The organism is Hyphomonas sp. (assembly GCF_013823385.1).
In the GTDB taxonomy this organism is placed as follows: Bacteria; Pseudomonadota; Alphaproteobacteria; order Caulobacterales; family Hyphomonadaceae; genus Hyphomonas.
Genome location: NZ_PNMA01000040.1, coordinates 1 through 26,833, shown reverse-complemented (window position 1 = coordinate 26,833; position 26,833 = coordinate 1). Strand labels below are relative to the sequence as shown.

The 26,833-nt window shown below is 62.7% G+C and carries 40 protein-coding genes; 36 read left to right on the top strand and 4 right to left on the bottom strand.

Annotation, left to right across the window (positions count from 1 at the left end):
- Nucleotides 1–378 precede the first annotated feature (378 nt).
- The 32 genes from rpsJ to C0456_RS17365 all read left to right on the top strand — a co-directional run bounded on the left by rpsJ (nt 379) and on the right by C0456_RS17365 (nt 19,799).
- Nucleotides 379–699 carry a 30S ribosomal protein S10 gene (gene rpsJ / locus C0456_RS17520; protein ID WP_011647827.1) on the top strand — a complete coding sequence of 107 codons (321 nt, stop codon included), beginning with the start codon at nt 379–381 and terminating at the stop codon, nt 697–699.
- Nucleotides 699–1,457 (top strand): 50S ribosomal protein L3, encoded by a 759-nt coding sequence (rplC, locus tag C0456_RS17515; protein WP_291054856.1) that lies wholly within the window; start codon nt 699–701, stop codon nt 1,455–1,457. The genes rpsJ and rplC overlap by 1 nt, the downstream gene beginning before the upstream one ends.
- Nucleotides 1,457–2,101 (top strand): 50S ribosomal protein L4, encoded by a 645-nt coding sequence (rplD, locus tag C0456_RS17510; protein WP_291054854.1) that lies wholly within the window; start codon nt 1,457–1,459, stop codon nt 2,099–2,101. The genes rplC and rplD overlap by 1 nt, the downstream gene beginning before the upstream one ends.
- Entirely contained in the window at nt 2,101–2,400 is a 300-nt protein-coding gene (locus C0456_RS17505) for a 50S ribosomal protein L23 (protein WP_035592992.1), read from the top strand. Before rplD ends, C0456_RS17505 begins: the two co-directional genes overlap by 1 nt.
- Nucleotides 2,401–2,418: 18 nt before the next feature.
- Entirely contained in the window at nt 2,419–3,249 is an 831-nt protein-coding gene (gene rplB, locus C0456_RS17500) for a 50S ribosomal protein L2 (RefSeq protein ID WP_291054852.1), read from the top strand.
- Nucleotides 3,250–3,267: 18 nt separating this feature from the next.
- Nucleotides 3,268–3,546 (top strand): 30S ribosomal protein S19, encoded by a 279-nt coding sequence (rpsS, locus tag C0456_RS17495; protein WP_290917217.1) that lies wholly within the window; start codon nt 3,268–3,270, stop codon nt 3,544–3,546.
- Between the two features lie 2 nt (nt 3,547–3,548).
- The gene (gene rplV, locus C0456_RS17490; RefSeq protein ID WP_035592998.1) at nt 3,549–3,938 is read left to right on the top strand and encodes a 50S ribosomal protein L22; all 390 of its coding nucleotides are present in this window, start codon (nt 3,549–3,551) and stop codon (nt 3,936–3,938) included.
- Nucleotides 3,938–4,675 carry a 30S ribosomal protein S3 gene (rpsC, locus tag C0456_RS17485; RefSeq protein WP_291054849.1) on the top strand — a complete coding sequence of 246 codons (738 nt, stop codon included), beginning with the start codon at nt 3,938–3,940 and terminating at the stop codon, nt 4,673–4,675. Before rplV ends, rpsC begins: the two co-directional genes overlap by 1 nt.
- Nucleotides 4,676–4,678: 3 nt before the next feature.
- Nucleotides 4,679–5,095, top strand: a complete 417-nt coding sequence (gene rplP / locus C0456_RS17480) for a 50S ribosomal protein L16 (protein ID WP_035593002.1) — start codon at nt 4,679–4,681, stop codon at nt 5,093–5,095.
- A gap of 2 nt (nt 5,096–5,097) precedes the next feature.
- On the top strand, nt 5,098–5,295 hold the full coding sequence (gene rpmC / locus C0456_RS17475; RefSeq protein ID WP_035593004.1) for a 50S ribosomal protein L29: 198 nt from the start codon (nt 5,098–5,100) through the stop codon (nt 5,293–5,295).
- Nucleotides 5,296–5,305: 10 nt separating this feature from the next.
- Nucleotides 5,306–5,551, top strand: a complete 246-nt coding sequence (gene rpsQ, locus C0456_RS17470; RefSeq protein ID WP_035593006.1) for a 30S ribosomal protein S17 — start codon at nt 5,306–5,308, stop codon at nt 5,549–5,551.
- Entirely contained in the window at nt 5,548–5,916 is a 369-nt protein-coding gene (rplN, locus tag C0456_RS17465) for a 50S ribosomal protein L14 (RefSeq protein ID WP_035593008.1), read from the top strand. Before rpsQ ends, rplN begins: the two co-directional genes overlap by 4 nt.
- Nucleotides 5,917–5,918: 2 nt before the next feature.
- Nucleotides 5,919–6,236 carry a 50S ribosomal protein L24 gene (rplX, locus tag C0456_RS17460; RefSeq protein ID WP_035593010.1) on the top strand — a complete coding sequence of 106 codons (318 nt, stop codon included), beginning with the start codon at nt 5,919–5,921 and terminating at the stop codon, nt 6,234–6,236.
- Nucleotides 6,229–6,783: a 50S ribosomal protein L5 gene (rplE, locus tag C0456_RS17455; RefSeq protein ID WP_035593012.1), complete on the top strand. Its 555-nt coding sequence runs from the start codon at nt 6,229–6,231 to the stop codon at nt 6,781–6,783. Before rplX ends, rplE begins: the two co-directional genes overlap by 8 nt.
- A 19-nt stretch (nt 6,784–6,802) precedes the next feature.
- Entirely contained in the window at nt 6,803–7,108 is a 306-nt protein-coding gene (gene rpsN / locus C0456_RS17450) for a 30S ribosomal protein S14 (RefSeq protein WP_035593014.1), read from the top strand.
- Nucleotides 7,109–7,124: 16 nt separating this feature from the next.
- Nucleotides 7,125–7,520, top strand: coding sequence for a 30S ribosomal protein S8 (rpsH, locus tag C0456_RS17445; RefSeq protein ID WP_035593016.1), 396 nt, complete (start codon nt 7,125–7,127; stop codon nt 7,518–7,520).
- 12 nt (nt 7,521–7,532) lie between these two features.
- Nucleotides 7,533–8,144 carry a 50S ribosomal protein L6 gene (gene rplF / locus C0456_RS17440; protein WP_291054846.1) on the top strand — a complete coding sequence of 204 codons (612 nt, stop codon included), beginning with the start codon at nt 7,533–7,535 and terminating at the stop codon, nt 8,142–8,144.
- A 4-nt stretch (nt 8,145–8,148) separates the two neighbouring features.
- Nucleotides 8,149–8,511: a 50S ribosomal protein L18 gene (rplR, locus tag C0456_RS17435; protein ID WP_291054844.1), complete on the top strand. Its 363-nt coding sequence runs from the start codon at nt 8,149–8,151 to the stop codon at nt 8,509–8,511.
- A 13-nt stretch (nt 8,512–8,524) separates the two neighbouring features.
- Entirely contained in the window at nt 8,525–9,127 is a 603-nt protein-coding gene (rpsE, locus tag C0456_RS17430) for a 30S ribosomal protein S5 (RefSeq protein WP_035593022.1), read from the top strand.
- Between the two features lie 12 nt (nt 9,128–9,139).
- Nucleotides 9,140–9,325 carry a 50S ribosomal protein L30 gene (gene rpmD, locus C0456_RS17425; protein WP_035593025.1) on the top strand — a complete coding sequence of 62 codons (186 nt, stop codon included), beginning with the start codon at nt 9,140–9,142 and terminating at the stop codon, nt 9,323–9,325.
- 52 nt (nt 9,326–9,377) lie between these two features.
- On the top strand, nt 9,378–9,857 hold the full coding sequence (gene rplO, locus C0456_RS17420) for a 50S ribosomal protein L15 (protein WP_290917226.1): 480 nt from the start codon (nt 9,378–9,380) through the stop codon (nt 9,855–9,857).
- An 89-nt stretch (nt 9,858–9,946) separates the two neighbouring features.
- Nucleotides 9,947–11,302: a preprotein translocase subunit SecY gene (gene secY, locus C0456_RS17415; protein ID WP_367179310.1), complete on the top strand. Its 1,356-nt coding sequence runs from the start codon at nt 9,947–9,949 to the stop codon at nt 11,300–11,302.
- Nucleotides 11,299–11,868 (top strand): adenylate kinase, encoded by a 570-nt coding sequence (locus tag C0456_RS17410; protein ID WP_291054840.1) that lies wholly within the window; start codon nt 11,299–11,301, stop codon nt 11,866–11,868. The genes secY and C0456_RS17410 overlap by 4 nt, the downstream gene beginning before the upstream one ends.
- Before the next feature lie 148 nt (nt 11,869–12,016).
- On the top strand, nt 12,017–12,385 hold the full coding sequence (rpsM, locus tag C0456_RS17405; protein WP_035593034.1) for a 30S ribosomal protein S13: 369 nt from the start codon (nt 12,017–12,019) through the stop codon (nt 12,383–12,385).
- A gap of 15 nt (nt 12,386–12,400) precedes the next feature.
- Complete coding sequence (gene rpsK / locus C0456_RS17400; protein ID WP_011647803.1) at nt 12,401–12,790, top strand: 30S ribosomal protein S11; 390 nt, start codon at nt 12,401–12,403, stop codon at nt 12,788–12,790.
- 65 nt (nt 12,791–12,855) lie between these two features.
- Nucleotides 12,856–13,875, top strand: a complete 1,020-nt coding sequence (locus tag C0456_RS17395; protein WP_035593568.1) for a DNA-directed RNA polymerase subunit alpha — start codon at nt 12,856–12,858, stop codon at nt 13,873–13,875.
- A 44-nt stretch (nt 13,876–13,919) separates the two neighbouring features.
- Nucleotides 13,920–14,342, top strand: coding sequence for a 50S ribosomal protein L17 (gene rplQ / locus C0456_RS17390; RefSeq protein WP_290921015.1), 423 nt, complete (start codon nt 13,920–13,922; stop codon nt 14,340–14,342).
- Between the two features lie 162 nt (nt 14,343–14,504).
- Nucleotides 14,505–15,860, top strand: a complete 1,356-nt coding sequence (locus C0456_RS17385; RefSeq protein WP_291054837.1) for a serine/threonine protein phosphatase — start codon at nt 14,505–14,507, stop codon at nt 15,858–15,860.
- Between the two features lie 368 nt (nt 15,861–16,228).
- A complete protein-coding gene (locus C0456_RS17380; protein WP_291054834.1) occupies nt 16,229–17,440 on the top strand; it encodes an RtcB family protein in 1,212 nt (403 codons plus the stop codon).
- Nucleotides 17,441–17,781: 341 nt separating this feature from the next.
- Nucleotides 17,782–18,846: a hypothetical protein gene (locus C0456_RS17375; protein ID WP_291054831.1), complete on the top strand. Its 1,065-nt coding sequence runs from the start codon at nt 17,782–17,784 to the stop codon at nt 18,844–18,846.
- 106 nt (nt 18,847–18,952) lie between these two features.
- Nucleotides 18,953–19,549 carry an HD domain-containing protein gene (locus C0456_RS17370; protein ID WP_291054828.1) on the top strand — a complete coding sequence of 199 codons (597 nt, stop codon included), beginning with the start codon at nt 18,953–18,955 and terminating at the stop codon, nt 19,547–19,549.
- A 16-nt stretch (nt 19,550–19,565) separates the two neighbouring features.
- A complete protein-coding gene (locus C0456_RS17365; protein ID WP_291054825.1) occupies nt 19,566–19,799 on the top strand; it encodes a hypothetical protein in 234 nt (77 codons plus the stop codon).
- A gap of 9 nt (nt 19,800–19,808) precedes the next feature.
- Here the strand turns inward: C0456_RS17365 and C0456_RS17360 are convergent, their stop codons facing one another.
- Together C0456_RS17360 and C0456_RS17355 are read right to left on the bottom strand one after the other, a co-directional pair.
- Entirely contained in the window at nt 19,809–20,183 is a 375-nt protein-coding gene (locus C0456_RS17360; RefSeq protein ID WP_291054822.1) for a Kazal-type serine protease inhibitor family protein, read from the bottom strand.
- A 65-nt stretch (nt 20,184–20,248) separates the two neighbouring features.
- Nucleotides 20,249–21,169: an SDR family NAD(P)-dependent oxidoreductase gene (locus C0456_RS17355; RefSeq protein WP_291054819.1), complete on the bottom strand. Its 921-nt coding sequence runs from the start codon at nt 21,167–21,169 to the stop codon at nt 20,249–20,251.
- 141 nt (nt 21,170–21,310) lie between these two features.
- Here C0456_RS17355 and C0456_RS17350 point away from each other — a divergent pair, with 141 nt between their 5' ends.
- Nucleotides 21,311–21,676 carry a VOC family protein gene (locus C0456_RS17350; RefSeq protein ID WP_220986998.1) on the top strand — a complete coding sequence of 122 codons (366 nt, stop codon included), beginning with the start codon at nt 21,311–21,313 and terminating at the stop codon, nt 21,674–21,676.
- Nucleotides 21,677–21,776: 100 nt separating this feature from the next.
- On the opposite strand, the gene C0456_RS17345 is transcribed toward C0456_RS17350, so the two are convergent.
- Together C0456_RS17345 and C0456_RS17340 are read right to left on the bottom strand one after the other, a co-directional pair.
- Complete coding sequence (locus C0456_RS17345; RefSeq protein ID WP_291054812.1) at nt 21,777–22,091, bottom strand: hypothetical protein; 315 nt, start codon at nt 22,089–22,091, stop codon at nt 21,777–21,779.
- A gap of 133 nt (nt 22,092–22,224) precedes the next feature.
- Nucleotides 22,225–22,461, bottom strand: coding sequence for a hypothetical protein (locus C0456_RS17340; RefSeq protein ID WP_291054809.1), 237 nt, complete (start codon nt 22,459–22,461; stop codon nt 22,225–22,227).
- Nucleotides 22,462–22,585: 124 nt separating this feature from the next.
- Here C0456_RS17340 and C0456_RS17335 point away from each other — a divergent pair, with 124 nt between their 5' ends.
- From C0456_RS17335 to C0456_RS17325, 3 genes are all read left to right on the top strand, one after another.
- Complete coding sequence (locus C0456_RS17335; protein WP_291054806.1) at nt 22,586–23,875, top strand: nucleoside transporter C-terminal domain-containing protein; 1,290 nt, start codon at nt 22,586–22,588, stop codon at nt 23,873–23,875.
- 93 nt (nt 23,876–23,968) lie between these two features.
- Nucleotides 23,969–25,969 (top strand): TonB-dependent receptor, encoded by a 2,001-nt coding sequence (locus tag C0456_RS17330; protein ID WP_291054803.1) that lies wholly within the window; start codon nt 23,969–23,971, stop codon nt 25,967–25,969.
- 9 nt (nt 25,970–25,978) lie between these two features.
- Nucleotides 25,979–26,593 carry a glutathione S-transferase family protein gene (locus C0456_RS17325; RefSeq protein WP_291054800.1) on the top strand — a complete coding sequence of 205 codons (615 nt, stop codon included), beginning with the start codon at nt 25,979–25,981 and terminating at the stop codon, nt 26,591–26,593.
- Nucleotides 26,594–26,833 lie beyond the last annotated feature (240 nt).

Below are 26,833 nucleotides of genomic sequence, written 5' to 3'. Positions count from 1 at the left end.
AGAAATCAAGAAATAAGACTTTCCCCTTCAGGGAAGTCCCGAATCGAGAAGGCCGCCCCGCAAGGGCGGCCTTTTTGCTGGGCGAGAGGCTGAAAACGGGCGAATCTGCCGGTCCGGGCCCTGGCTGGACCCGTGGCGGGCGGGGGCGGGGCAGGGGATGCGTCAATCGGGGTCAGCTGGCCTGCAGATTCATCTAAACCAGCTGTTGACGCACCCGATTCTCTGGCATAGAAGCCGCACTTCGCCGGGATGGCTGCGCTTCTTTAACAGCGAACGCTCCCTCGAAACTGACAATTAATCCACACCCCCACCCGGGCGCTCGATGCTGACGAGCCATCGCGCCTTGGGTCAAAGTGTTTTGCGCGGACGGACCAAACGATGGAACGACAAAATATCCGGATCAGGCTGAAGGCCTTTGATCACCGCGCGCTCGACATGTCGGCGAAGGAAATCGTGAACACGGCGAAGCGCACTGGCGCTGAAGTTCGTGGCCCGGTTCCGCTCCCGACCCGTATCGAGCGCTTCACGGTGAACCGGTCGCCCCACATCGACAAGAAGTCGCGTGAGCAGTTCGAAATCCGCACGCACACACGTATTCTCGACATCGTCGATCCCACCCCGCAGACCGTGGACGCGCTGATGAAGCTCGACCTGTCTTCGGGCGTTGGCATCGAGATCAAGCTCGAGGGAGCCCGCTAATGACGCTTCCTGCTGCCCGTACCGGCGTTCTTGCCCGCAAAGTCGGCATGACACGCATCTTCGCTGAAGACGGCCGCCATGTGCCCGTCACCGTTCTGTCGCTCGATGGCTGCCAGGTTGTTGGCGTCCGCACCGAAGACGAACGCACCGTCACCACCAAGAAGGGCGGGGAAGTTACCCGCACTGACGGCTACAAGGCTGTTATCATGGGTGCCGGCGAGAAGAAGGCCAAGAACACCACCAAGGCTCAGCGCGGCCAGTTCGCCAAAGCCGGTGTTGCGCCCAAGGCGAAACTGAAAGAGTTCCGCGTCCGCGGTGAACTTCCGGAAGTCGGCTCGACCGTTCAGGCCGACCATTTCGTCGAAGGCCAGATGGTTGACGTTTCGGCTCTGACCATCGGTAAAGGTTTTGCCGGCGCCATGAAGCGCTGGAACTTCGGCGGTCTGCGCGCCACGCACGGCGTCTCGATCTCGCACCGTTCGCATGGTTCGACCGGTATGCGCCAGGATCCGGGCCGCGTGTTCAAGAACAAGAAGATGGCCGGTCACCTCGGTGACGAGCGCGTCACGACCCAGAACCTGGTTGTCGTGCGCACTGACGTCGAGCGCGGCCTCATCCTCGTCAAGGGTTCGGTTCCGGGCCATGACGGGACTTTCGTTGAAATCCGTGATGCTGTGAAGAAAGCCCTGCCGGCGACTGCGCCTGCGGCTGGTTCCTTCAAGGCTCCGGAAAAGCTCTCCGCCGGGGGTGAAGGCTAATGGAACTCGCAGTTAAAACCCTCGCTGGCGACGCCGCTGGCAAGATCGATCTCGACGACGCGATTTTCGGCATTGACGAAATCCGTGGCGACATCCTGCAGCGCACCGTGCGCTGGCAGCTCGCCCGCCGTCAGGCCGGTACGCACAAGGCAAAATCGCGTTCGGAAGTGAACCGGACGACGAAGAAGTCGATCAAGCAAAAAGGCTCGGGCGGCGCCCGTCACGGGTCGCGCAACGCGCCGATCTTCGTGGGCGGCGGTGTGGCTCATGGCCCGCGTGTTCGCAGCCATGCGCACGACCTGCCGAAGAAGATCCGCAAGATGGCTCTGGCGCACGCCCTGTCGTCGAAAGCGAAAGAAAGCTCGATCCTGGTCCTCGACAAGGCCGAGCTCGACTCGCCCAAGACCAAGGCTCTGCTGGAATCGTTCAAAGGCCTCGGCATCGAGAACGCTCTGATCATCTCGGGCACGGAAGTGAATGAGAACTTCGCCCGCGCGGCACGCAACATCCCGAACATCGACGTGCTGCCGGTTGCCGGCCTGAACGTCTATGACATCCTGCGCCGCCGCACGCTCGTCATCACCAAGGAAGCCGCCGAGGGTATCAAAGCCCGCTTCGATGGCGCCAAAGCGGAGGCTGAATAATGGCCGAAGTGAAACCCCACCATTATGACGTGATCCGCCGTCCGCTGATCACCGAAAAGTCGACGCTCGTTTCCGAGCAGAACAAGATCATCTTCGAAGTGGCGCCTGGCGCCGACAAGAAGGCGATCAAGGAGGCTGTCGAAGCCCTGTTCAAAGTGAGCGTCACGAAGGTCAACACCCTGACCCAGAAGGGCAAGACGAAACGCTTTCGTGGCTTTGAAGGCCGCCGTTCCGACGTGAAGAAAGCCATCGTTACGCTCGCTGAAGGCCAGTCGGTCGACATCTCGACGGGCCTCTAAGGGAGAAGGACGAAGCTCATGGCACTGAAGACATTCAATCCGACCTCTCCCGGCCGCCGCCAGCTCGTGCTGGTGGACCGCACGGGTCTCCACAAGGGCAAGCCGGTCAAGGCGCTCACCGAGGGCATCAGCTCCAAGGGTGGTCGCAACAACCAGGGCCGCATCACCGTCCGCCACCAGGGCGGCGGCGTGAAGCGCCTGTACCGGAAAATCGATTTCAAGCGTAACCGCTGGGACATCCCGGCTGTTGTCGAGCGTCTCGAATACGATCCCAACCGCACGGCCTTCATCGCCCTGATCAAGTATCAGGACGGCGAAATGGCCTACATCATCGCGCCGCAGCGCCTTGAAGTAGGGGACACCGTCGTCACGTCTGCCACGGCTGATATCAAGCCGGGCAACACGCTGCCGCTGAAGTCCATTCCGGTCGGTACGATCATTCACAATATCGAGCTGAAGCCCCAGAAGGGCGCGCAGATGGTCCGCTCCGCCGGCACCTATGCTCAGCTGGTTGGCCGCGACTCCGGCTACGCCCAGATCAAGCTGGCTTCCGGCGAGCTCCGCATGGTGCTCGACAGCTGCCTGGCCACGATCGGCGCCGTGTCGAACCCGGACAAGATGAACGAAGTCAGCTCCAAGGCTGGCCGTAACCGTCACCTGGGCAAGCGCCCGACCGTCCGCGGTGTCGTCATGAACCCGGTCGACCACCCGCACGGTGGTGGTGAAGGTAAATCTTCGGGCGGCCGTCACCCGGTCTCGCCGTGGGGTAAGAAAACCCGCGGTCCGAAAACTCGCAACAACAAGGCAACGGATCGTCTCATCATCCGTCGCCGTAACGCTAAACGCTAATCAGGGAGCCCGAGAGACATGTCCCGTTCTGTCTGGAAAGGCCCGTTCGTCGACGGCTACCTCCTGAAGAAGGCTGAAGAGGCCCGCTCGTCGGAAAAACGCGCTGTGATCAAGACCTGGTCGCGCCGCTCGACGATCCTGCCGCAATTCGTCGGTCTGAACTTTCAGGTTCACAATGGCAACAAGTTCATCCCGGTCACGGTGACCGACGAGATGGTCGGCCACAAGTTCGGCGAGTTCGCGCCGACGCGGACCTATTATGGTCACGGCGCCGACAAGAAAGCGAAGAGGAAGTAGTCATGGCAAAGGCCAAGAATCCTCCCAAGCAGGCAGCGAATGAATCGCGCGCCGTGCTGCGCATGTACCGCTCGAGCCCGCAGAAGCTGAACCTTCTGGCTCAGCAGATCCGTGGCATGCCGATCCAGCGCGCGCTCAACGAGATGAAGTTCTCGCCCAAGCGCCCTGCAAAGGATGTGTACAAGCTCCTTCAGTCCGCTGTTGCGAACGCCGAGAACAATCACGGCCTCGACATCGACAGCCTGGTGGTTGCCGAAGCACATGTCGGCAAGAACCTTGTCATGAAGCGCATCCGCGCCCGCGCCCGCGGCCGCGCTGCCCGCATCATGAAGCCGTTCTCGCAACTCACCATCGTCCTGCGGGACAACAGCCAGACTGCGGAGGCCGCATAATGGGTCAGAAAGTCAATCCGATTGGCCTGCGCCTCGGCATCAACCGTACCTCGGACAGCCGCTGGTACGCTGATAGCGCCGACTTTGGCCGCCTGCTGCACGAAGACCTCGCGATCCGCAAAGCGATCCGCGAGAAGCTGAAACAGGCCGGTATCTCGCGCATCATCATCGAGCGTCCGCACAAGAAATGCCTCATCACGATCCACACGGCCCGTCCGGGCCTGGTGATCGGCAAGAAGGGCGGGGACATCGAAGTCCTCCGCAAAGAGCTTGCGAAGATGACCTCGGACGAAGTCCGCGTGAACCTCGTTGAAATCCGCAAGCCGGAAATCGACGCCACGCTGATCGCCGACGACATCGCCCGCCAGCTTGAGCGCCGCGCTTCGTTCCGCCGCGCGATGAAGCGGTCGATCCAGTCCGCCATGCGCCTCGGCGCTGAAGGTGTGAAAGTGGTTGTCTCCGGCCGTCTCGGCGGCGCAGAGATCGCCCGTACCGAGAAGTATGCCGAAGGTTCGGTTCCGCTGCACACGCTGCGCGCCGACATCGACTATGGTACGGCCGAAGCGGAAACCACCTACGGCATCATCGGCGTGAAGGTGTGGGTCTACAAAGGCGAGATCCTCGAACATGACCCGATGGCTCAGGACAAGCGCCTTGAGACGTCTGGCCAGTCGCGCGCTCGCGCCAACGCCAACCAGCGCGGCCCGGCTTCGGGCGCCCAGGCTGCAGGAGCTTAATTCATGCTGCAACCGAAACGCACCAAATTCCGCAAGGCCTTCAAGGGCCAGATCAGCGGACAGTCGAAAGGCGGCTTCACGCTGGCTTTCGGCCAGTTTGGCCTCAAGGCTCTCGAGCCGGAGCGCGTCACCGCGCGCCAGATCGAAGCCACCCGCCGTGCCATCACGCGTGAGATGAAGCGTCAGGGCAAGGTCTGGATCCGCGTGTTCCCGGATGTTCCGGTGACCGCGAAGCCGATCGAGGTTCGTATGGGTAAGGGTAAGGGCGGCGTTGACCGCTGGGTCGCGCGCGTTGCGCCTGGCCGTATCCTGTTCGAAATCGACGGTGTCCCGGAAGAGGTCGCCCGCCAGGCTCTTGCTCTCGGCGCGGCGAAACTCCCGATCAAGACCAAAGTCGTCAAGCGTATCGAGGGGATCTGATCATGAAGGCCGCCGATGTAAGAGCCAAGAGCGTCGATCAGCTCAATGACGAGCTGGTGAAGCTCAAGAAAGAACAGTTCAATCTGCGCTTCCAGGCAGCCACGGGCCAGCTGGAGAAGACGGGCCGCGTTACCGAGGTTCGTCGCGACATCGCCAGGATCAAGACGGTCCTGCGCGAGAAGGCCCAGGCAGGCAAGTAAGGAGACTGAGATGCCAAAACGTATTATGAAAGGCGTTGTTGTCTCCGCGAAGCAGGACAAGACCGCCATTGTCCGTGTCGAACGTACCTTCACGCACCCGATGCTGAAGAAGATCGTCCGGAAAACGAACAAGTACCACGCCCATGACGAGAACAACGTCGCGGTCGAGGGCCAGACTGTTGCGATTCGCGAGTGCGCGCCGAAGTCCAAACTGAAGCGCTGGGAACTCGTTACCGATGAAGGGAGTGAGGCATGATCCAGATGCAAACCCACCTGCGGGTCGCCGATAACTCTGGCGCACGCCGCGTGATGTGCATCAAGGTGCTCGGTGGCGCAGGCCGCCGCTACGCCTCGGTGGGCGACGTGATCGTCGTCTCGATCAAGGAAGCGATCCCGACGGGCCGCGTGAAGAAGGGGGACGTCCGCAAGGCCGTCGTCGTTCGCGTCGCCAAGGACATCAACCGTCCTGACGGCTCGACGATCCGCTTCGACAGCAACGCTGCCGTTCTGATCAACAACAATGGCGAGCCGATTGGCACGCGCGTCTTTGGCCCCGTTCCGCGCGAACTGCGCGGCAAGAACCAGGTCAAGATCGCTAACATGGCGCCGGAGGTCCTGTAGTCATGGCTGCAAAGATCAAAAAAGGTGACACGGTCATCGTGATCGCCGGCAAGGACAAGGGCACCAAGGGCGAAGTCCTGAAGGTGATTCCGGACGAGAGCCGGGTTGTCGTGCGCGGTGTGAACCTGGTGAAACGTCACCAGAAGCCGAGCCAGATGGATCCGGGCGGCCTCAAGACCTTTGAGGCACCGGTGCACGTTTCCAACGTCGCCCTTGCAGATCCGCGCGATGGCAAGGCCGTTCGCGTTGGCTTCAAGATTGACCAGCATGGCCGCAAGACGCGCTTTGCGAAACGCTCAGGGGAATCGATCGATGTCTGAGGCATATGAACCCCGCCTCAAGCGGAAATACCGGGAAGAGATCCGGACGAAACTGCAAGAGCAGTTCAATTATTCGAACCCGATGAAGGTTCCGAAGCTCGACAAGGTCGTGATCAACATGGGTGTTGGCGAAGCCGTCAACGACTCCAAGAAGATCAAGGCGGCCCTGGCTGAGCTGGAGCGTATCGCTGGCCAGAAACCCGTTGCCACCAAGGCTCGCAAGTCGATCGCCGGCTTCAAGGTTCGCGAAGGCATGCTGATCGGTGCAAAGGTTACCCTGCGCCGCGACCAGATGTACGAGTTCCTCGACCGTCTGACGACGATTGCCCTGCCGCGCGTGAAAGACTTCCGTGGTCTGAACGGCAAGAGCTTCGACGGCCGCGGCAACTACGCCATGGGTATCAAGGAGCACATCGTGTTCCCTGAGATCAACTATGACGAGGTCGAAGAGGTGCGCGGCATGGATATCATCGTCTGCACCACTGCCGAAACGAACGAAGAAGCCAAAGCACTCCTCGCCGAGTGTGGCTTCCCGTTCCGGAACTAGCGCCAGGAGATCTGCTGATATGGCAAAGAAGAGCGCAATCGAGAAGAACAACAAGCGGAAGGCTCTGGCCGCCCGCTACGCGGCAAAGCGCGCCCAGCTCAAGGCAGCTGCGATGGATGAGAATCTGTCGCTGGAGGAGCGCTTCAAGGCGCGTCTCAAGCTCGCCGAACTGCCGCGCAACTCGGCTCAGAACCGTGTTCGCAACCGTTGCGAAGTCACCGGCCGTCCGCGTGCATTCTATCGTAAACTCAAAATGTCGCGTATCGCGCTTCGTGAGCTTGGCTCGCGTGGCCAGGTCCCCGGCCTTGTAAAGTCCAGCTGGTAAGAGAGGAGGGAAGCAGATGAACATTTCCGATCCCCTCGGCGATATGCTCACCCGGATCCGCAACGCGCAGATGCGCGGCATGTCTAAAGTGACGTCGCCGGCATCGAAGCTGCGTGCTCGTGTTCTCGACGTCCTCACGGACGAGGGATACATCCGGGGTTACGCCGAGATCGAAAAGAGCGGTCACAAGACCCTCGAAATCGAACTCAAATATTATGAAGGCCAGCCGGTCATCTCCGAGATCAAACGTGTCTCGAAGCCTGGCCGCCGTGTCTATTCGTCCGTTTCGGACATTCCGCTGGTGCGTAACGGCCTCGGCATTTCCATCCTGTCTACTTCGCAGGGTGTGATGTCGGACAATGCCGCGCGCGCCAAGAATGTCGGCGGCGAAGTGCTTTGCCGCGTATTCTAGGAGGCAGGTTCCATGTCCCGTATTGGTAAGCTTGCGATCCCGGTTCCGGCAGGTGCGACTGTCACCGTCGCCGGCCAGACGATCAAGGCTAAAGGTCCGAAAGGCGAGCTTGAGCTTGTCCTGCCGGAAGTCATCACGCCGAAACTCGAGAATAACGAGCTTCTGGTTGCTCCGCGCGCTGACCTGATGAAGGCTGCGAACGACGCGATCGAAGCGGAGAAGGCGAAAGGCAAGCGTCCGCCGACGCTGGCTCAGTCTCTCACGCAGGACGCTCGTACCCAGTGGGGAACCGCCCGTGCCCGCGCCGCCAACCTGGTGGAAGGTGTCACGAAGGGGTACTCCAAGACGCTCGAACTCGTCGGCGTCGGTTACCGCGCCCAGATGCAGGGCACGGACCTGAAGCTGGCCCTCGGCTACTCGCATGACGTGATCTACAAGGCGCCGCAGGGCATCAAGCTCGAAACGCCGAAGCCGACCGAGATCATCATCTCGGGCGCTGACAAACAGACCGTTGGTCAGGTGGCTGCCGAGATCAAGAAGTTCCGTCCGCCGGAGCCGTACAAAGGCAAGGGTATCCGCCTGCAGGGCGAATATGTCCGCCGCAAGGAAGGCAAGAAGAAGTAACGCCATGAAGACGTCACGCGAAAAGTTGCAACGCCGCGCACAGCGCGTCCGCACCAAGCTCCGCCGGGTCGCCGAAGGCCGTCCGCGCCTTTCGGTGTCGCGCAGCCACAAGAACATCTCGGTGCAGATCATCGACGACGAGAAGGGCATCACGCTCGCCTCGGCTTCGACGCTCGAGAAGGAAGTTATCGGCAGCGCGAAAACCGGCGGCAACGTCGAGGCGGCCGCACTCGTGGGCAAGGCAATCGCCGAGCGCGCGAAGAAGGCTGGCGTCGAGGATGTTGTCTTCGACCGCGGTGGTTACATGTTCCACGGCCGGGTGAAAGCCCTGGCAGATGCTGCCCGCGAGGGCGGCCTGAAATTCTGAAGGAGTCTGCCTGATGGCTGAGGAAAGAGGTGAGAAAAGGGGCCGCCGCCGCGACCGCGAGCAACCGCGTGATCGTGAGGAGGAAGGCTCTGAACTCGTCGACAAGCTGGTTGGCATCAACCGCGTCGCGAAAACGGTGAAGGGCGGTAAGAACTTCGGTTTCGCCGCGCTCGTCGTTGTCGGCGACCAGAAGGGCCGTGCCGGCTTCGGCAAGGGCAAGGCCCGTGAGGTTCCCGAAGCCATCCGCAAGGCGACTGAAGAAGCCAAGCGCAACATGGTTCGCATTCCGCTTCGCGAAGGCCGCACGCTGCACCATGATGGCAATGGCCGTCACGGCGCCGGCAAGGTCGTGCTCCGCGCAGCCCCTCCGGGTACCGGCGTGATCGCCGGTGGTCCGATGCGTGCCGTGATGGAAGTCCTCGGCGTCCAGGACGTCGTCGGCAAGTCGCTCGGCTCGTCCAACCCGTACAACATGGTGCGTGCCACCTTTGATGCCCTGAAAGGTCAGGCCAACCCGCGTACGGTTGCCTCCAAGCGCGGCCTCAAAGTCCAGGATATCGTTGGCCGCCGTACCGATGGCGCCTCCGAAGCCGGCATGGCCGATTCGGTGAACTGATAGGAGACCTCTATGTCCCAGAAGAAAGTCACCGTCCGTCAGATCGGCAGCCCGATCGCACGCAAGCCGAACCAGCGTCAGACGCTGATCGGTCTCGGCCTCAACAAGGTCGGCCGCACGCGTGAGCTGGTCGATACGCCGGAAGTCCGCGGCATGATCCGCACGGTCTCGCATCTCGTGGAAGTGGTCGGCGAATAAGGCTCTCAAAAGCCCGCCGGCCGTTTCCTTCGCTTATTCGAAAGTTACTGCCATGAAACTCAATGAACTTTCTCCCGCCGATGGCTCCACCAAGAAGCGCATGCGCGTTGGTCGCGGCGTTGGCTCGGGCAAGGGCAAGACGGCTGGCCGCGGTGTGAAAGGCCAGAAGGCACGTTCGGGCGTTGCTGTGAACGGCTTCGAAGGCGGCCAGATGCCGATCTACATGCGTCTGCCCAAGCGCGGCTTCAAAGCGCCGGGCGCCAAGACCATGTCCTGGGTCAATCTCGGCCGTATCGCCAAGGCTGTCGAAGCCGGCACGCTGGACGCGTCCAATGTGACCGAAGAGACCCTGGTGGCTTCCGGTGTCGTTCGCAATGCACGCGACGGCATCCGCCTGCTGGCCAAGGGCGACGCTCCCAAGAAGCTGAACATCACGGTCACCGGGGCCTCGAAGGCTGCCGTGGAAGCCGTTGAAAAGGCTGGCGGGTCGGTCACCGTGACCGGTAAAGCGAAAGACGCCGCTGAGGAATAATCCGGGGTTCTTGCTTAACCCCTCTTCACAAATCCCGTGTCGCCGCCGATCTTGGCGGCGAACGCTTTTCAGGGAGGCTCGTGCAGCCGATGGCGAATGCTGCGGAACAAATGGCTCGCAACCTTAACTTTGCGACCTTTGCGAAAGCCAAAGACCTACAGGCGCGGATCCTCTTCACGCTCGGTATTCTCGTCCTTTACCGGCTAGGGACGTTCATCCCGATCCCCGGCCTGGACCCGGCTCAGTATGCCGATCTCTTCAATGCCCAATCGAGCGGCATTCTCGGCTCGATGAACATGTTCGCCGGCGGCGCCGTCGAGCGGATGGGCGTCTTCGCCCTCAACGTCATGCCCTACATCACCGCCTCGATCATCATCCAGATGATGACCTCGGTGTCCCCCTCGCTTGAGAAACTCAAGAAGGAAGGGGAGGCGGGCCGCAAGCAGATCAACCAGTATACGCGCTATCTGACGCTCGGCTTTGCCCTGGTTCAGGCTTTCGCCATCACCGGCGGCCTTGTGGCTGTGCGCCTGGATGGCATCGCGTCCTGGTTCTTCATCCTCACCGGCGTGGTCACGCTGACCGGCGGCACCATGCTGCTGATGTGGATGGGTGAACAGATTACCGCGCGCGGCATCGGCAACGGCATCTCGCTGATCATCTTTGCCGGCATCGTGGCAGAGCTGCCGCGGGCCATCTACAACCTCGTGGCCCAGGCCCGCACCACCTCGGTGGATATCGGCTTCATCCTGGCCATTGTGGTGATGGTGCTCGCGCTGGTCGTGTTCATCGTCTTCGTGGAACGCTCGCAGCGCCGCCTGATCATCCACTATCCCAAGCGCCAGCAGGCGCAGGGCTTTGCCCAGGGCCAGAAAAGCTTCCTGCCGCTGAAGATCAACACGGCCGGCGTCATCCCGGCCATCTTCGCCACAGCGCTGCTGATGCTGCCGCTGACGGCCGTTGGCTTCCTGGGGGGCAATGCCGCCGATCCGGAAACCACGGGCCTGACGGGCGTTCTGGGCTGGCTGGCGACCAATTTCGCGCCAGGTTCCTGGACCTACATCTTCACCTATGCGGTGCTGGTGGCCTTCTTTGCCTTCTTCTACACCTCGATCATGTTCAATCCGCAGGAAACGGCGGACAATCTGCGCAAGTATGGCGGCTTCATTCCGGGCATCCGTCCGGGCTCCAACACGGCCGCCTATATCGACTATGTGCTGACCCGCCTGACCACGATCGGCTCGCTCTACCTGGTCTTCATCTGCATCCTGCCCGAGCTCCTGCGGCGATATTTCCCTCAGATTCCGTTTTACATCGGGGGTACGTCTCTGCTCATTGTCGTTTCGGTGACTATGGACACTGTCACACAGATCCAGTCGCACCTGATCGCCCACCAGTATGAGGGGATGATCAAGAAATCGAAACTCGGGGGCAAGAAGAAGTGAACCTGATTCTGTTTGGTCCGCCGGCTGCGGGCAAGGGCACGCAAGCCAAGCGACTCGTTGAGCAGCGCGGCTTTGTGCAGCTTTCGACTGGCGACATGCTGCGCGCCGCCCGGGCCTCCGGGTCCGAGCTGGGCCAGCGGGTGGCAAAGATCATGGATGAAGGCGGCCTCGTCTCCGATGAGATCGTGATTGCCCTGATTGACGAACAATTAACCGTCCAGGCCGGCGCGCCGGGGTTCATCTTTGATGGCTTCCCCCGCACGATGGGCCAGGCCGAGGCCCTCGACAGGCTGCTGGAATCGCGCGGCGCGAAGGTGGATCTGGTGATCCGCATGATCGTCGACGATACCAGGCTGCTGGAACGGGTCACCCGGCGCTTCGAGGAGCAGGGAAGGGCGGACGACAATCCGGCCACCTTCTCCCGCCGTCTGGAGCGTTATTACGAAGACACAGCGCCGCTGGTTCCCCTTTATGCCGAGCGGGGCGTGCTGACCGAGATCGATGGAATGGGCACGATTGATGCTGTGTCCGGGGAAATCGATGCGGCTCTGAAACAATCCGCGTGAACGGCGCAGTTCTGCTGTTGACGGGGAGAAAACCGTGGCTATAAGCCTCGAAACTTAGCTTCAGGCTTAACCGCCGGTGCGCGCGACGGGTGTTCTTCCCGCTTGGCGCGCATTTCATGTTTTGACACCCGCTTGAGGAGAAACGGCATTGGCCCGTATTGCAGGCGTAAACATTCCGACCAACAAGCGCGTTGAAATCGCGCTGCGCTATATTCATGGCATCGGCCCGGCTTTCTCCAAAGAGATTTGCGAGAAGGTTGGCGTTGAGCCGTCGCGCCGCGTGAACCAGCTGACGGACGCTGAGGTCATCAAGATCCGCGAAACCATCGATGCCGGTTACCTGGTTGAGGGTGATCTGCGCCGTGACACCTCGATGAACATCAAGCGTCTGATGGACCTTGGTTGCTATCGGGGCCTGCGCCACCGCAAGAAACTCCCGGTGCGCGGTCAGCGTACCCACACGAACGCACGGACCCGCAAGGGCCCGGCCAAGCCGATCGCCGGCAAGAAGAAATAATAGGACTGACGCCCCATGGCCCGCGAAGCTACTCGTATCCGCCGCCGGGAACGCAAGAACATTACCTCTGGTATTGTTCACGTGAACTCGAGCTTCAACAACACGATGGTCACCATCACCGACGCCCAGGGCAACACCATCTCTTGGTCGTCCTCGGGCGTGATGAACTTCAAAGGCTCGCGCAAGTCGACGCCTTATGCCGCTCAGATGGCTGCTGAAGACGCCGCCAAGAAGGCGAAAGAGCATGGCCTGCAGACGGTTGAAGTGCGCGTGCGGGGTCCGGGTTCGGGCCGTGAGAGCGCCCTGCGTGCCCTCCAGGCCGCTGGCCTCACCGTGACCGCCATCAACGATACGACGCCGATCCCGCACAACGGGTGCCGCCCGCCCAAGCGCCGCCGCGTCTGACGAATACTCTCCGGCAGCGCCTCTCCGGCGCTGCTGTCCTTTTCGAGGAACCCTGAATGACCACTGTGAATGACCGTAACTGGAAAGTGCTGATCCGTCCGAACCGTCCTGTCGTCCAGGCCGGATACGACGCCAAGCGCAAAGCAAAGCTCGTGGTCGAGCCTCTGGAGCGCGGCTACGGCACGACGCTCGGCAACGCCCTGCGCCGCGTGCTTCTGTCGTCGCTGCAAGGCGCTGCCATCATCGGCGTCCAGATCGACGGCGTTGTCCACGAATTCTCCGCCATCCCCGGCGTGCGTGAGGATGTCACGACGATCGTGCTGAACCTGAAACAGGTCGCGATCTTCATGGAATCCGACACGCCCAAGCGCATGGTTCTGCGCGCCAAGGGCCCCGGCGAAGTCAAGGCTGGCCAGATCGAAACGCCCGGCGATGTGAAGATCCTCAACCCGGATCTCGTCATCTGCACGCTCGATGGCGGCTCGGAAGTCCGCATGGAATTCACCGTTGCCACCGGCAAGGGCTATGTTGCTGCCGAAGGCCACCGCCCGGAAGACGCCCCGATCGGCTATATTCCGATTGATGCCATCTATTCGCCGGTCCGCCGCGTTGGCTATCAGGTCGAAGACACCCGTGAAGGCACCGTCCTCGACTATGACAAGCTGACCCTCGACGTCGAAACCGATGGTTCGCTGTCGCCGGAAGATTCGGTCGCTTATGCCGCCCGCATCCTTCAGGACCAGCTCCAGCTCTTCATCAACTTTGAAGAGCCCACGCTGGAAACCGGCGGCTCGGCAGACGAGACGGATCTGGGCTTCAACCCGGTCCTGCTCAAGAAAGTCGACGAGCTCGAACTCTCCGTTCGCTCGGCCAACTGCCTCAAGAACGACAACATCGTTTACATCGGCGACCTCATCCAGAAGTCCGAGGCGGAAATGCTCCGCACTCCGAACTTCGGCCGCAAGTCGCTGAACGAGATCAAGGAAGTTCTCGCCGGTATGGGCCTGCATCTTGGCATGGAAGTGCCGGATTGGCCGCCGGAGGACATCGAAGGTCTCGCCAAGAAATACGACGATCACATCTAGCCCAGGAATGACCGGGGCCTGACCACCTCGGAAGGAATGTAGCCATGCGCCACCAGATTGCCCACCGCAAGCTCAACAAGACGACCTCGCACCGCAAGGCGATGTTTGCCAACATGGCTGCCAGCCTGATCGAGCACGAGCAGATCGTCACCACCCTGCCGAAGGCCAAGGAAATGGCCCCGATCATGGACAAGCTCGTCAGCCTCGCAAAGAAGGGCGACCTTGCTGCCCGCCGCGCGGCGCTGTCGCAGGTCCGCAATGAAACGGCTGTCCGCAAGCTCTTCGAAGTCTTCGGTGAGCGTTACAAGGACCGCAATGGCGGCTACACCCGCGTTCTGAAAGCCGGCTTCCGTCCGGGCGACAACGCCCCGATCGCCGTCCTCGAACTCGTGGACCGTGACGAATCGGCCAAGGGCGCTGCTGACAAGGCCCGCCACGCCGCTGAGCTGGAAGCTGCAGAAGACTAGTCTTTAGCTGGATCTTTCCGGATCGAATTCATGACGCCCTGGAGCCCCGCTCCGGGGCGTCTTGCTTTTTGCTCCCCTCAGGCCGGGCAGGGGGCGCGCTCCCTGTAAAAACTGTCATCCATGCGCGCTAGGCGCAGAGGGCCACCCTCTGGAGACAGCCTGATGAAACGCCCCCACCTCTTGCCGGCGACGGCACTCCTCGCCGCGCTCGGCCTCTTTGCCGCCTGCGCCGCCGCGCCGCCCCAGCCCGCTGCCCTCACGGCGCCGGCCCCGGAAGCCTCCGCGCCCGCTGACACCGTCTTCACCATCGCGGTCATCCCCGACACCCAGAACTATCTCGATTTCACCCACCAGACCGCCGAAGGCTTCCCCTTCGATGCCAGCGAGCTCTTCATGGAGCAGATGGCCTATATCGCCGAGAATCTCGAAAGCGCCGGCGGCGAGATCGCCTTCGTCACCTCTCTGGGGGATGTCTGGCAGCATCAGAGCCTGGAGATCGACGCCGAGCACGCCGCCCGCGGCTTCCGCAAGGTGCCCAATCCGATTCTCGACGCGCATTTTGCCCCCACCGAAAAGGTGAAGACGGTCGAGATGCCGAAGGCCCATGAGGGCTTCTCCCTCATCGCCGGCAAGACGCCGTTCTCGGTGGTGCCCGGCAATCACGACTATGACGCGATGTGGTCAGACTCGCAGTTCCCGCCGCGCGCCCTGAAGCCGGCCGATGTCGATCCGAATGACCTCACCTCCCTCGGCGTGCTGCATCCCGGCGGGCTCGACAATTTCCGCTCCGTCTTCGGCGCCGAGACCGCCTTCTTCAAGGGCCAGCCCTGGTATGTCGCCTCCCATGATGGCGGGGCAGACAGCGCCCAGATCTTCGAGGCCGGCGGCTACCGCTTCCTGCATATCGGCCTGCAATTCGATCCGCCGAATGACACGCTCACCTGGGCCGCCTCCGTCATCGAGGCGCATAAGGGCCTGCCGACGATCATCTCTACGCATGACTATCTCAGCAAGGAGGGCAAGCGCGTCCCCAACGCCATCATCGATGGCAACGCGGTTGATCCCATCCACAACACGCCCGAAATGGTCTGGGAAAAACTGATCAGCCAGCACGACCAGATCTTCCTCGTCCTCTGCGGCCACCAGCATGGCCAGGCCTGGCGCGTTGACGAGAACGCCGCCGGCAACAAGGTCTGGCAGGTGCTGGCCGACTATCAGGACCGCAACCAGACGCTCAAGGCCATCGGCTTCAAATCTGATTGGCCCGTCGGCATCGGCGATGGCTGGATGCGCCTGATGACATTTGATTTCGGCGCAGACACGCCGGTCCTGAAAGTGCAGACCTACTCGACCTTTTATGACCAGCTGAGCCGCGAAGTGGCCGATTACGCCGCCTGGTACAAGCCGGGCGAACAGCCCCATCTCAGCGATGAAGCCTTCCACAATACGGACGACTATACCCTCACCCTGGAAGACTTCCGTGCACGGTTTGATGGCGCCGCGCGGACGGCAAACTGATCCCTTCAGAAAATTATTTTCTGTAAACAGATCAAAAGGCTCCGGGAAAAACCGCCCGGAGCCTTTCATTTTCTGCTTGACGGTTTCTTCCGCCTCCATCATACGGCGCCTCCATTCAGCAACGGAGTGCCCGATGTCGTATCGGCCCTTAACTCAACCAAGGAAAGACGCCGCCCTGGAACGGGCGGACGATCGTACCTGCATGGAGGTTGCTGGATAGGGGCTGACGATCAGTCCCGGGGCCCCGAACGGGCCTTTATGCCGCCCTCCGCGCGTTACGCCCGGAGGGTTTTTTCTTGTCTCAAATCCGAAGGGGCCGCGCGGAGGGCTTGAAAAGGAGGGGCTTCCGGAAGGAAGCTGGAAAGACGATGAGTGAGTTTGAAGTCTTCGAAACCTATGCCGCTGGCCGCATCAAGGCCTGGGTGAAAGGCGTTGAAGTGGAGCCTGAAGCGCGCGCGCAGCTGGAGAATGTGGCCGGTCTGCCCTTCGTGCATTCGCATCTGGCCGTGATGCCGGACGTGCATTTCGGGCGCGGCGCCACCGTTGGCTCGGTCATCCCGACCAAAGGCGCGATCATTCCGGCGGCGGTGGGCGTCGACATCGGCTGCGGCATGATGGCGATCCGCACCAGCCTCACCGCGAATGATCTGCCAGACAGCCTTGCAGCCGTCCGTAGTCAGATCGAACGGAAAGTCCCGGTCGGCAATGGCCCCGGCGGCAATCACAAGGATGCGCCTGCGCGCGCGGCCACGGCCCTGCGCAATTCAGGCCTGCCCGAGCGGTTGGACAAGGTGCTGGCCAAACACAGGCGCATCCAGCGCACGATGTTTGCCAGGCAGCTCGGCACGCTCGGCGGCGGCAATCATTTCGTCGAGCTCTGCCTTGATGAAGCGGCCCGCGTCTGGGTGATGCTGCATTCGGGCTCGCGCGGCACGGGCAACATCCTCGGCACCTATTTCATCCAGGAAGCCCGCGAGGCGCTGGAGAAACGGGTGCTCGGCTATCATGTTCCGGACAAGGATCTCGCCTTCTTCATGGAGGGAGAGCCCCTGTTCGAGGACTATATCGAAGCCGTCGGCTGGGCGCAGGACTATGCGCGCCTCAACCGCGAAGTGATGATGGACCGTGTGCTGATGGCCATGCGTGATTGCCTGCCGGCCTTCACGCTGGAAAAGTCGGCGGTGAACTGCCACCACAATTATGTGGAGCGGGAACACCATTTCGGCGCCGATGTCTGGGTCACCCGCAAGGGCGCCGTGCGCGCCCGGAAGGATGAGCTGGGTATTATTCCGGGCTCGATGGGGGCAAAATCCTTCATCGTGCGCGGGAAGGGCAATGCGGAGTCCTTCTGTTCCTGCTCCCACGGGGCAGGGCGCAGCATGAGCCGCGCCGAGGCCAAGCGCCGTTTCACCCTTGACGACCACCTCGCCGCAACCGCCGGCGTGGAGTGCCGCAAGGATGCCGGCGTGATCGACGAAACGCCGATGGCCTACAAGGACATCGACGCGGTGATGGCGGCGCAGTCTGATCTGGTGGAGGTGGTCCACACGCTCAAGCAGGTCGTCTGCGTAAAGGGCTGAGGCGCGCCAGCGCTTCAGCCTCCCGCGGCTCATCTTTTAAAATAGTCTCTAGGCGGAATTATATTTTTCAAGAAAGCCCATTGACAGATTGTCGCGCCCTTGGCATGACGCACATCCCGGCGCAAGAGATGATCCGTAAAAGGATTGGATGGCGCCGCCTCGGTAACGGAAAACACCCATGAAGCAGCGTATTGAAGTCCATACCTGCTCCTCGCCTTGCCGGGGAGCGCCGTCCGCCGCCCCCCGTGCATTTGCCGGTGGCTGGCTGACCCTCGCATAATTGATCTGACCCTGCCCAGCGCGCCAGATGAGCGCGCGGGCATATTCAGAAGGAGGTGATCATGGGCGCTCCCATGACCCTGCCGGCGCGTGTCGCCGATCGCCCGGTATTGCCGGTCACGCCGCTCGTGGCGTTCCTGGCCGGTCCGCATGCCGAGACCATCGCGCGCCTCTGGCCCGCCCCGCATGAGGATTTTCTCATGCTGCCCACGGCCCGGCGCCATGCCGCGGCCATCCTCGCCCTGCGGGGCGGCGCCCTCCAGCGCGTGCAATGGCTCGCCAGCCGGGCCCGCGATGGCGAGCTGGCGGCTGAACTTTTCGGCGATCATCCGCCCGGCGGCGTGATGAAAGCCCTCGGCCGCATGGGCGAAGTGCTGTGGGCCGAGGTGGCCTATGCCGAATTCTTCAGCCTCTTCCGCGAAGAGGCCGCGCGCCAGCTTATCCGTCATATGACGGATATTCAGCCTGCGGTGCTTTCGGTGATCGCCGCGCTCCCGTCTCCGCTCCGCCGCCCGTCCATCGTTGCGGCCCTCGGCGCGGACATGGAGGCGGCCCGCTGTCTGGTGTCTGCCTGGAACATGGCGCTGCATGTCCGGGGTGAGGCGGCCGGAGACGGTCTCGCCCGGCAATTCGGCCGGGCGAAGGACGCAGCAGCCCTGTTCGGCATGGCGCTCTCGGCCATCCAGCCGCCCGCCTTCGGTGAGACGACGGCCGTGCCCAGCCTTCCGGCGCCGTTCTTGCCGGTGCGCCGGGTGGAGCATCTCCAGGCCGTGGCGCTTGAAATGCGCAACTGCCTGAGGGACTATGCGCCGCCTCTTGCCTCCGGCCGGATGGCGCTCTGGATCTGGCAGGGGGCCGGCGGCCCGGTGGCCGTCGCGCTCTGGCGGGATACCGGCGGCTGGCGCCTCGCCGAAGCGCTCGGGCAGGATAATGCCGATGTGCCCGAGGAGGTTCTGCGCGAGATCCTCCCGGTCCTGCGGCAGGCGGGCATCCGCGCCGGGGCGCCCTGGCACCTGCTGCGCAGCCAGCTGACCGATCAGGTCCACAAGGCTCAAGAGATGGCGGGCAGCGCCAGTCCCGCCGCCAGCACCCGCCAGCGGCTCTATCTCGGCTATCTCTGGGACTAGGCCGCACATCGCCAGGCGCCCCCTGACCCTGCGTCCAGGGGGCGCCTTGCTTTGCAGCCGCGCCGATCCGGGTTAGTCTTCGTGCAGGGAAAAAGGAGGAAACATCATGGCCGACGGACAGGAAGCAGAAACCCGCGCAAAATTCCGCGAAATGCTGGAAGGCTCGAAGGATGACTGGGACATCATCGCCGAGCATTCGCGCCACTTCAACAAGGGGCTGGCTGGGCGCGTCATCGACCATCTCAAGCTGCTGGACGGCGATTTCGGCGGCTTCCCGGTCGACAGGCTGACCCATTCCCTGCAGACCGCCACCCGCGCCCACCGCGACGGGCGGGACGAGGAATATGTCGTCTGCGCGCTCCTGCACGACATTGGCGATACGCTCGGCAGCTTCAACCACCCCGATGTCGCCGCCGCAATCCTCAAGCCCTTCGTGTCGGAGGCCAACCACTGGATGGTCGCCAATCACGGCATGTTTCAGGGCTATTATTTCTTCCACCATCTGGGGCTCGACCGGAACATGCGAGACCAGTTCCGCGATCATCCGTATTTTGAGTATACCGCCCAGTTCTGCCACCTTTACGACCAGTCCGCCTTCGACCCCGAATATCAGAGCGAGCCGCTGGAATTCTTCGTGCCCATGGTGGAGCGCGTGTTCTCAAGGCCGAAAAACTCGATGTATCTGCGCAAACCCCAGGAATAGGCAACAGAAGGCGGCCATGCTGAAACTCCTCATTCTCGCGGCGCTGCTGCTGGCCGTCATCTACTTCTTCAACTGGGTAAACCGCCGCCCGCCGGGCGACTGGCGGCGCGATGATGACGATGCGGGCGATGGGCCAGGCGGCCCGCCCGGCCGCCGCCTCGGCCTGCCACAGGAAAAACATCCGGATACGGATAAGGCTCCCCGCCCGCGCGAGACGGCCGGCGCAGACGATGATTTCAAGGGCGGCTGAAGCGGGGCCTCAGCCCTCTTCGGCGGGCGCACATTCGCCGGGCGTGTCGACGCTGACCCCGGCGGCTTGCGCGGCGCATTTGTTGCCATAGGTCTCCCCATCACAGCCGCAGACCGGGGCATATTCATACGTACACATCTGCGGGCGGGGCAGGCAGGTGCCGGCGGCGTCGGCAATCGTCCGGCAGGCGCCGTCTTCATAGAAACAGCTCAGCCCCTCGGCGCAGGCGATGCCGGCAATGCCGCCGCACATCCCGCCTGCTTCGGCCAGCGGGCGGCTGACCGGCGGCGGCTCGGGCACGGCCAGGTCTGGGGTGTCTGTCTTGGCGGGCGCGGCGCACCCCGTCAGCAGGGCAAGGGCGGCGGCAAAAAGAAAGAGGCGCATGGCTGTCTCCGTTTCCGGAGGCCAACCTGCGCCTCAATCATTCAGTTTGGCAAGCCTTGCTGGGCTTATTTCGCGGCGGCGGCTGCCACAGCGGAGAAGATGTTCTGACCATGCTCACCGCCAGCCTTGAAGGCCGGGCGGGTGGTGTTCACATCGGTGATCTGGTCCCATTTGGCGGCAACGGCTTCCGCCGTCAGCGCCTCGCCCTGGCCCACGAACACGCCGGCCGTTTCCACGATGCGCGCCATCGAGAAGGCGCCTGCGCCCGCCGACAGGATCATGCCGGTCGGGGCGTCTTCCTTGACGAGGTTGATCACGCCCGGCGTCACATATTCCGGCTTCAGCGCTTCGAGCATCGCTTCAGACATGATGTCCTCGGTCATCCGCGTTGCGGCAATCGGGCAGACGGCGTTGATCTTGATGTCGTTCTTCGCGCCTTCGATCTTCAGCGTGTTCATCATGCCGACCACGCCGAGCTTCGCCGCGCCATAATTGGCCTGGCCAAAGTTGCCATAAAGGCCGGTGGAAGAGGTGGTGACGACGATCCGGCCATAATTCTGGGCCTTCATGATGTCCCAGGCCGCGTGCACGGGCAGGAAGGTGCCGCGCAGGTGAACGGCCAGAACGAGGTCGATGTCTTCCACGCTCATCTTGGAGAAGGAGCGGTCGCGCAGGATGCCGGCGTTCGCGATGATGATGTCGATCCGGCCCCATTTGGCCATCGTGTCGTCGATCATGCGCTTGACGCCGTCAACGTCGGACACCGAGGAGCCATTGGCGATGGCTTCGCCGCCGAGCGCTTCGATTTCCTTCACCACGGCGTGTGCCGCGTCCGAGCTGCCGCCCGAGCCATCGCGCGAGCCGCCGAGATCGTTGACCACGACCTTTGCGCCGCGGCGGGCGAGTTCAAGCGCGTGGGCGCGGCCAAGGCCGCCGCCAGCGCCGGTTACAATGGCGACGCGGCCGTCAAAACGGATGTCGGACATGGGTATCTCCCTCAAACGGTGGATTTGTATGGCCGGTGTCACATCAGACGTTCACGTCAACGTCAAGCATGTCCGCTGCGTCACCCCTTGCCGCAGGGGCTGCGGCATGATTGCTGGCGCCTTGCGATTAGGGAGGAAACCATGCTCGCTTACCTGACCCTCGGAACCAATGACAAGGAAAAGGCCTTCGCCTTTTATGACGCCGTGCTCGGCGAAATGGGCGCCAAGCGCTTCTTTGCGAACGACCGCCTGCAATTCTACGGCGTCGCCCCCGGCCAGCCGATGTTCGCCATCGGCACGCCCTATGAAGGCGCCGCCACCGCCGGCAATGGCGTGATGCCCGCCATCGCCGTGGCCGACAAGGAAACCGTCGACCGCGTCTATAACAAGGCCCGCGAACTCGGCGCCGCCTGCGAAGGCGAGCCCGGCAACCGCATGCCCACCTTCTACGGCGCTTACTTCCGCGACCCGGACGGCAACAAGATCTGCGTCTGCAAGCTGGGCTAGGCCTCTGTCAGCACTGCAACAAGAAAGCCCCCGGTCATGCGGCCGGGGGCTTTTTGTATGGCAACTAATCGCCGAAGGCAGCCGTTAGGGCTCCTGGCCGCTAGGCGTCAACCCAACGCGTAAACTGGCTCGCAAACTTAACATTGTAGGCGTGAAATTCGCCCTCTGGCGTGATGACCAATTCGGTGATGTTAGCACGTTGAAACGCGTCCTCATCTGCCGGATCGTGAATGCGGAGACTTACGGTCAGCGCTCCATCTACGTCTTCAATGTCCTTAAAATCATACTCGACGACGCTTCCGAAGCAGGTGATTTCGCCATCAGCCACGACCAAAGCGATGGTCTGACTGTCCACATCGATCCAACGTCCTTGCATTGCGTCTGGAAGCGGCGCAGCTCGATCAAGTTGGGGCATTCCACGACACTCCGTTAGGTAGTTCAACTTACCGCCAAAACGCATTGTGTGAAGGCGCCGTTGGCAAATAAGGGCCAAAGGCGGTCGTCCGCTTGAGCGCCCAGTTCGTTGGACAGCCCTCACATGCTAAATCCTAATCCGGCCGCTGATCCTCCAGCCGCCCCGCATAAAACGCGCGCAAATCGGCGGCCAGCGCGTCCAGCGCCCCGTCATTCAGATACATCATATGCCCGGCCTGATAATACGTCATGGCCACGCGCTCCTGCGGGATGCCATAGCGGGCAAAGGTGATCTCCGCATCGAAGAAGGGCGTGATCATGTCGAAATAGCCGTTCGCCACCCAGGCGCGCAGCTCGGTGTTCCGGCGCATCGCGGTGGATAGCTGCCGCAAGCAGGCGGCGCGAGCCCCGCCATTGCCATTGCCGCTTTCCAAGCCTTTCCGTGCCCGTTAAGTCTCAAAGCTTGGGTCTGATTTGCGGGAGGGCTGAGGCAACATGCCGGCAGGATTTGAATGGGGTTGGGATAACGCCCGCGCGCTGATCGGGATCGTCCTGATCTATGGCCTGTGCTGGGTCTTGTCAGAGAAACGCAAGCTCTTCCCCTGGAAGATCGTGCTCGGCGCCACGGCCATGCAGTTTGCCTTTGCCCTCATCCTCTTCGGCATTCCCTTCATCAAGGACATCCTCCTGGCGGCCAACGGCCTCGTCGATGGCCTGCAGAACGCCACCCGCGCCGGCACCAGTTTCGTCTTCGGCTATGTCGGGGATAATGTCGCCGCCAGCGAGCTGATCGGCGGCTCGGCGCCGCCGCTCTTCTTCTTCCAGATCCTGCCCATCATCATCGTGGTGGCCGCCCTCTCGGCCATCCTCTGGCACTGGCATATCCTGCGCTGGATCACCAACGGCTTTGCCTTCGTCTTCCGGCGCGGCATGGGCCTTGGCGGGGCAACGTCTCTGGCCGTCTCCGCCAACGTCTTCATGGGCATGACAGAGGCTCCCGTCCTCATCCGCCCTTACATCAAAGGCATGACGCGCTCTGAGCTGCTGATTATGATGACCGCCGGTTTCGCCACCATCGCGGGCTCGGTCCTCGTCGTTTACGGCGCCTTCCTGGAAGGCAAGATGGCCAATCCGCTACCCCAGCTGCTCGCCGCCTCGATCATCGCCGCGCCCGCCGCCGTGGGCGTTGCCCTCGCCATGATCCCGGAAACGACGCCCGTGTCGGAGCGGATGAAAGACCCCGATTTCAAATACGCCTCCACCATGGACGCCTTCTCCACTGGCGCCACCGATGGCCTGAAGATCGTCTTCAACATCGCCACCATGCTGATCGCGGCCCTCGCGCTGCTCTGGCTGGTCAATGCCGGCCTCGGCGTCTTCCCGGATGTGAACGGCAGCCCGCTCTCCATCGAGCGGATCCTCGGCTGGATCTTCGCGCCCCTGATGTACATGATCGGCGTGCCCTGGAGCGAGGCCTCCCAGTCCGGCTCGCTGATGGGCGTCAAAACGGTCCTCACCGAATTCGTCGCCTTCCTCCAGCTCGCCGAAGTGCCGGTCGAGGCGATGGACCCGCGCACGCGCATGATCACCGCCCACGCCATCTGCGGCTTTGCCAACTTCGGCTCCATGGGCATCCTGATCGGCGGCCTCTCCATCGTCGAGCCGGAACGGCGGGAAGATTTCCTCAGCCTCGCCTGGCGCACGCTGCTGGCGGGCACGCTCGCCACCTGCCTCTCCGGCGCGGTTGTGGCAGCGCTGCCCTTCGCCCTGTTCGCGGCTGGCTGACGCAGCGGCCGGGGTCGCTTTCGCCCCCGCCAGGCCCTAGATGGAACGCGGGCGGCGGCATACGCCGCGCCCAAATCTCATGGGAGGGCTGCCTTGCCAAACCGGACCGGACTTCTCGCCCTCACCGCGCTGCTGGCCGCGCCCGCTGCCTTCGCAGAGCTGCCCCAGCGCCTTGAACCGGTGGAGGTCTATGCCGACCGCCCGCAACAAGCGCCCGGCTCCCGCGCCGTGCTCGACGCCCAGCTGATCGCCGACACCGCCGCCGACCGCCCCGCCGAAATCCTCAACCAGGCCCCCGCCGTCAACATCCAGATGAATTCCGGCCAGGAACATCTGATCGCCATCCGCTCGCCGGTGCTCACGGGCGGGGCAGGGCAGGGCAGCTTCCTCATCCTTGAGAATGGCGTCCCCATCCGCTCGCCCGCCTTCGGCAACGTCAATTCCCTGATCGAGCCCCACCATGAAGTGGCCGATGCCATCGAGATCGTCCGGGGACCGGGCAGCGCCAAATATGGCTCCAACGCCGTCCACGGCCTCCTGAACTTCATCCTGCCAGACGCCGGCAGCCCGCAGAGCGCCCGGCTCAGCTATTCCACCCTCGGCCGCCTGCGCGGCGACGCCTCGGTCAATCTCGGCGCCGCCACCCGCCTCAACCTCTCCCTGATGGAAGACGAAGGCTGGCGCGACGACACTGGCAGCCAGCAGCAGAAACTCTCCCTCGTGACGCAGGCAGACCTCGCCGGCTGGGACGCCTCCTTCTGGCTCGCCGCCTCAAGCCTCAACCAGGAAACCGCCAGCTTCATCCAGGGCCCCGGCGCCTACAAGGACCGCGACCTTTCCGAGACCAACCCCAACCCCGAAGCCTTCCGCGATGCCTGGTCGGCCCGCCTTGGCGGCCGTCTCTCCCGCGAGCTTGGCCCCGGCACGCTGACGCTGCTGCCAAACCTCCACTCCCAGGCGATGATCTTCTCCCAGCATTTCCTGCCCTATGGCGGCGTGGAGAAGAACGCCCATACCGGCGGCGGCGTCCTCGCCCGTTACGAATTTGCCTCCACCGGCCCCGTCCAGTGGCGCCTCGGGGCCGACACCGATTTCGCCACCGGCTACCTGCGCGAAATCCAGCCCCAGCCCAATGCCAACCCCGCTTTCCCGCAAGGCATCCATTACGACTACACTGTCGACACCGCCGTCTTCGCCCTCTGGGCCGAGGCGGACTGGCAGCTCACCGGCAGTCTCCGCCTCCTCGCCGGCCTGCGCGGGGAAACCCATAGCTACGACTACACCACCCGCGCGCCCACCGGCATCAATGGCCGCTTCAATGTCACGCCGGACCGCACGGACGATTTCACCTTCCTCACCCCCAAGCTCGGCCTCGTCTGGGACCAGTCCTGGGGCGCCCTCTATGCCAACTACGCCCGCGGCGCCCGCGCCCCGCAGGTGTCGGATCTCTACCGCCTCCAGAACCGCCAGATCGCCGGCGAAATCGACACCGAAACCCTCGACAGCCTCGAAATCGGCGCGCGCGGCGCGCTCCTCTACGGCCATCTCACCTTCGATGTCGCCGCCTGGTGGATGGAGAAGGAAAACTTCTTCTTCCGCGATTCCGATGGCCTCAACGTCACCGAGGGCTCCACGCGCCATGTCGGCATCGACGCGGAAGCCACGCTGAAATTCTCGCCCACGCTTTCGGCCACCGGCAATCTCGCCTGGAGCGACCAGACCTACACCTTCAACCGTCCGGTCGTCGCCGCCCAGGAACGCATCGTCTCCGGCAACAGAATCGACACCGCGCCTGAATGGCTCGGCAATGCCCGGCTCGACTGGCAGGCAAGCCCCGCCCTGAAACTCTCCCTGACGCTCGATCATGTCGGCGAATATTTCATGGATCCCGCCAACACCGTCACCTATCCCGGCCACACGGTCCTCGGCGCCCGCGCCGGCTATGTGTTCACGGACGGTCTTGAAGGCTATGTCATCCTCCGTAACCTGACGGATGAGAAATATGCCGACCGCGCCGATGTCGGCTTCGGCCAACCCCGCTATTTCCCCGGAGAGCCCGTCAATGCGGCCTTCGGGCTAACCAAAAAATTCTAGGAGGAAGCAATGAAACTCTATCACAGCCCGATGGCGCCAAACCCGGACCGCGTCGTGTTTTTCCTGCGCGCCAAGGGCAAGCTCGACGCGGTCGAGCTGCAGGAAGTCTCGATCATGCAGCAGGACCATAAAAAGCCCGAATACCGCGACGTCTCGCCCTTCTCGCAGGTTCCCGCGCTCGTGCTGGACGATGGCACCAAGCTCACCGAAAGCCGCGCCATCTGCACCTATTTCGAAGGCATCTTTCCCGAGCCCAACCTGATGGGCAATGACCCGAAAGAGAAAGCGCTCATCGAAATGTGGGACCGCCGCATCGAGCTCATGTTCTTCATCCAGTTCGCCGGCTGGTTCCGCAACGCCCATCCGATGATGGCCCCTCTGGAAGTCCCCCAGAGCGCTGAAGCGGCCGCCAAGAGCGAGAAGGCGGCCCGCAAGATGGCCGAACGCCTCAACGAGCACCTGGCGAACAACGAATTCGTCGCCGCCGGCCGCTTCTCCATCGCCGACATCACCCTCTTCATCACCTGCGGCTTCTGCCGCGTGATGAAATGGGCGCCCCACAAGGAACTCCCCCATCTCGGCCGCTGGTACGACGCCATGTCCCAGCGCGGCTTTGCGGGCTGAGGCGCTCAAGCCGCTAACCACCCCACCCCAACCCTCCCCGCGGGCGGGGAGGGGGCAGGTCACTCTCCGCTGAAACGCAACCTCTCCCCATAGCGCAACAGGTCCCCTCCCCACGAAGGTGGGGAGGGATAGGGTGGGGCACCTCTCCGCAAAGCGGCGCCTGTCCAACACATCCCGCCCCCTCCGCCCCCAAAATCCCCAATTCCCTCAACCCCTTACAAAAAATTCCCCCAATCCTTA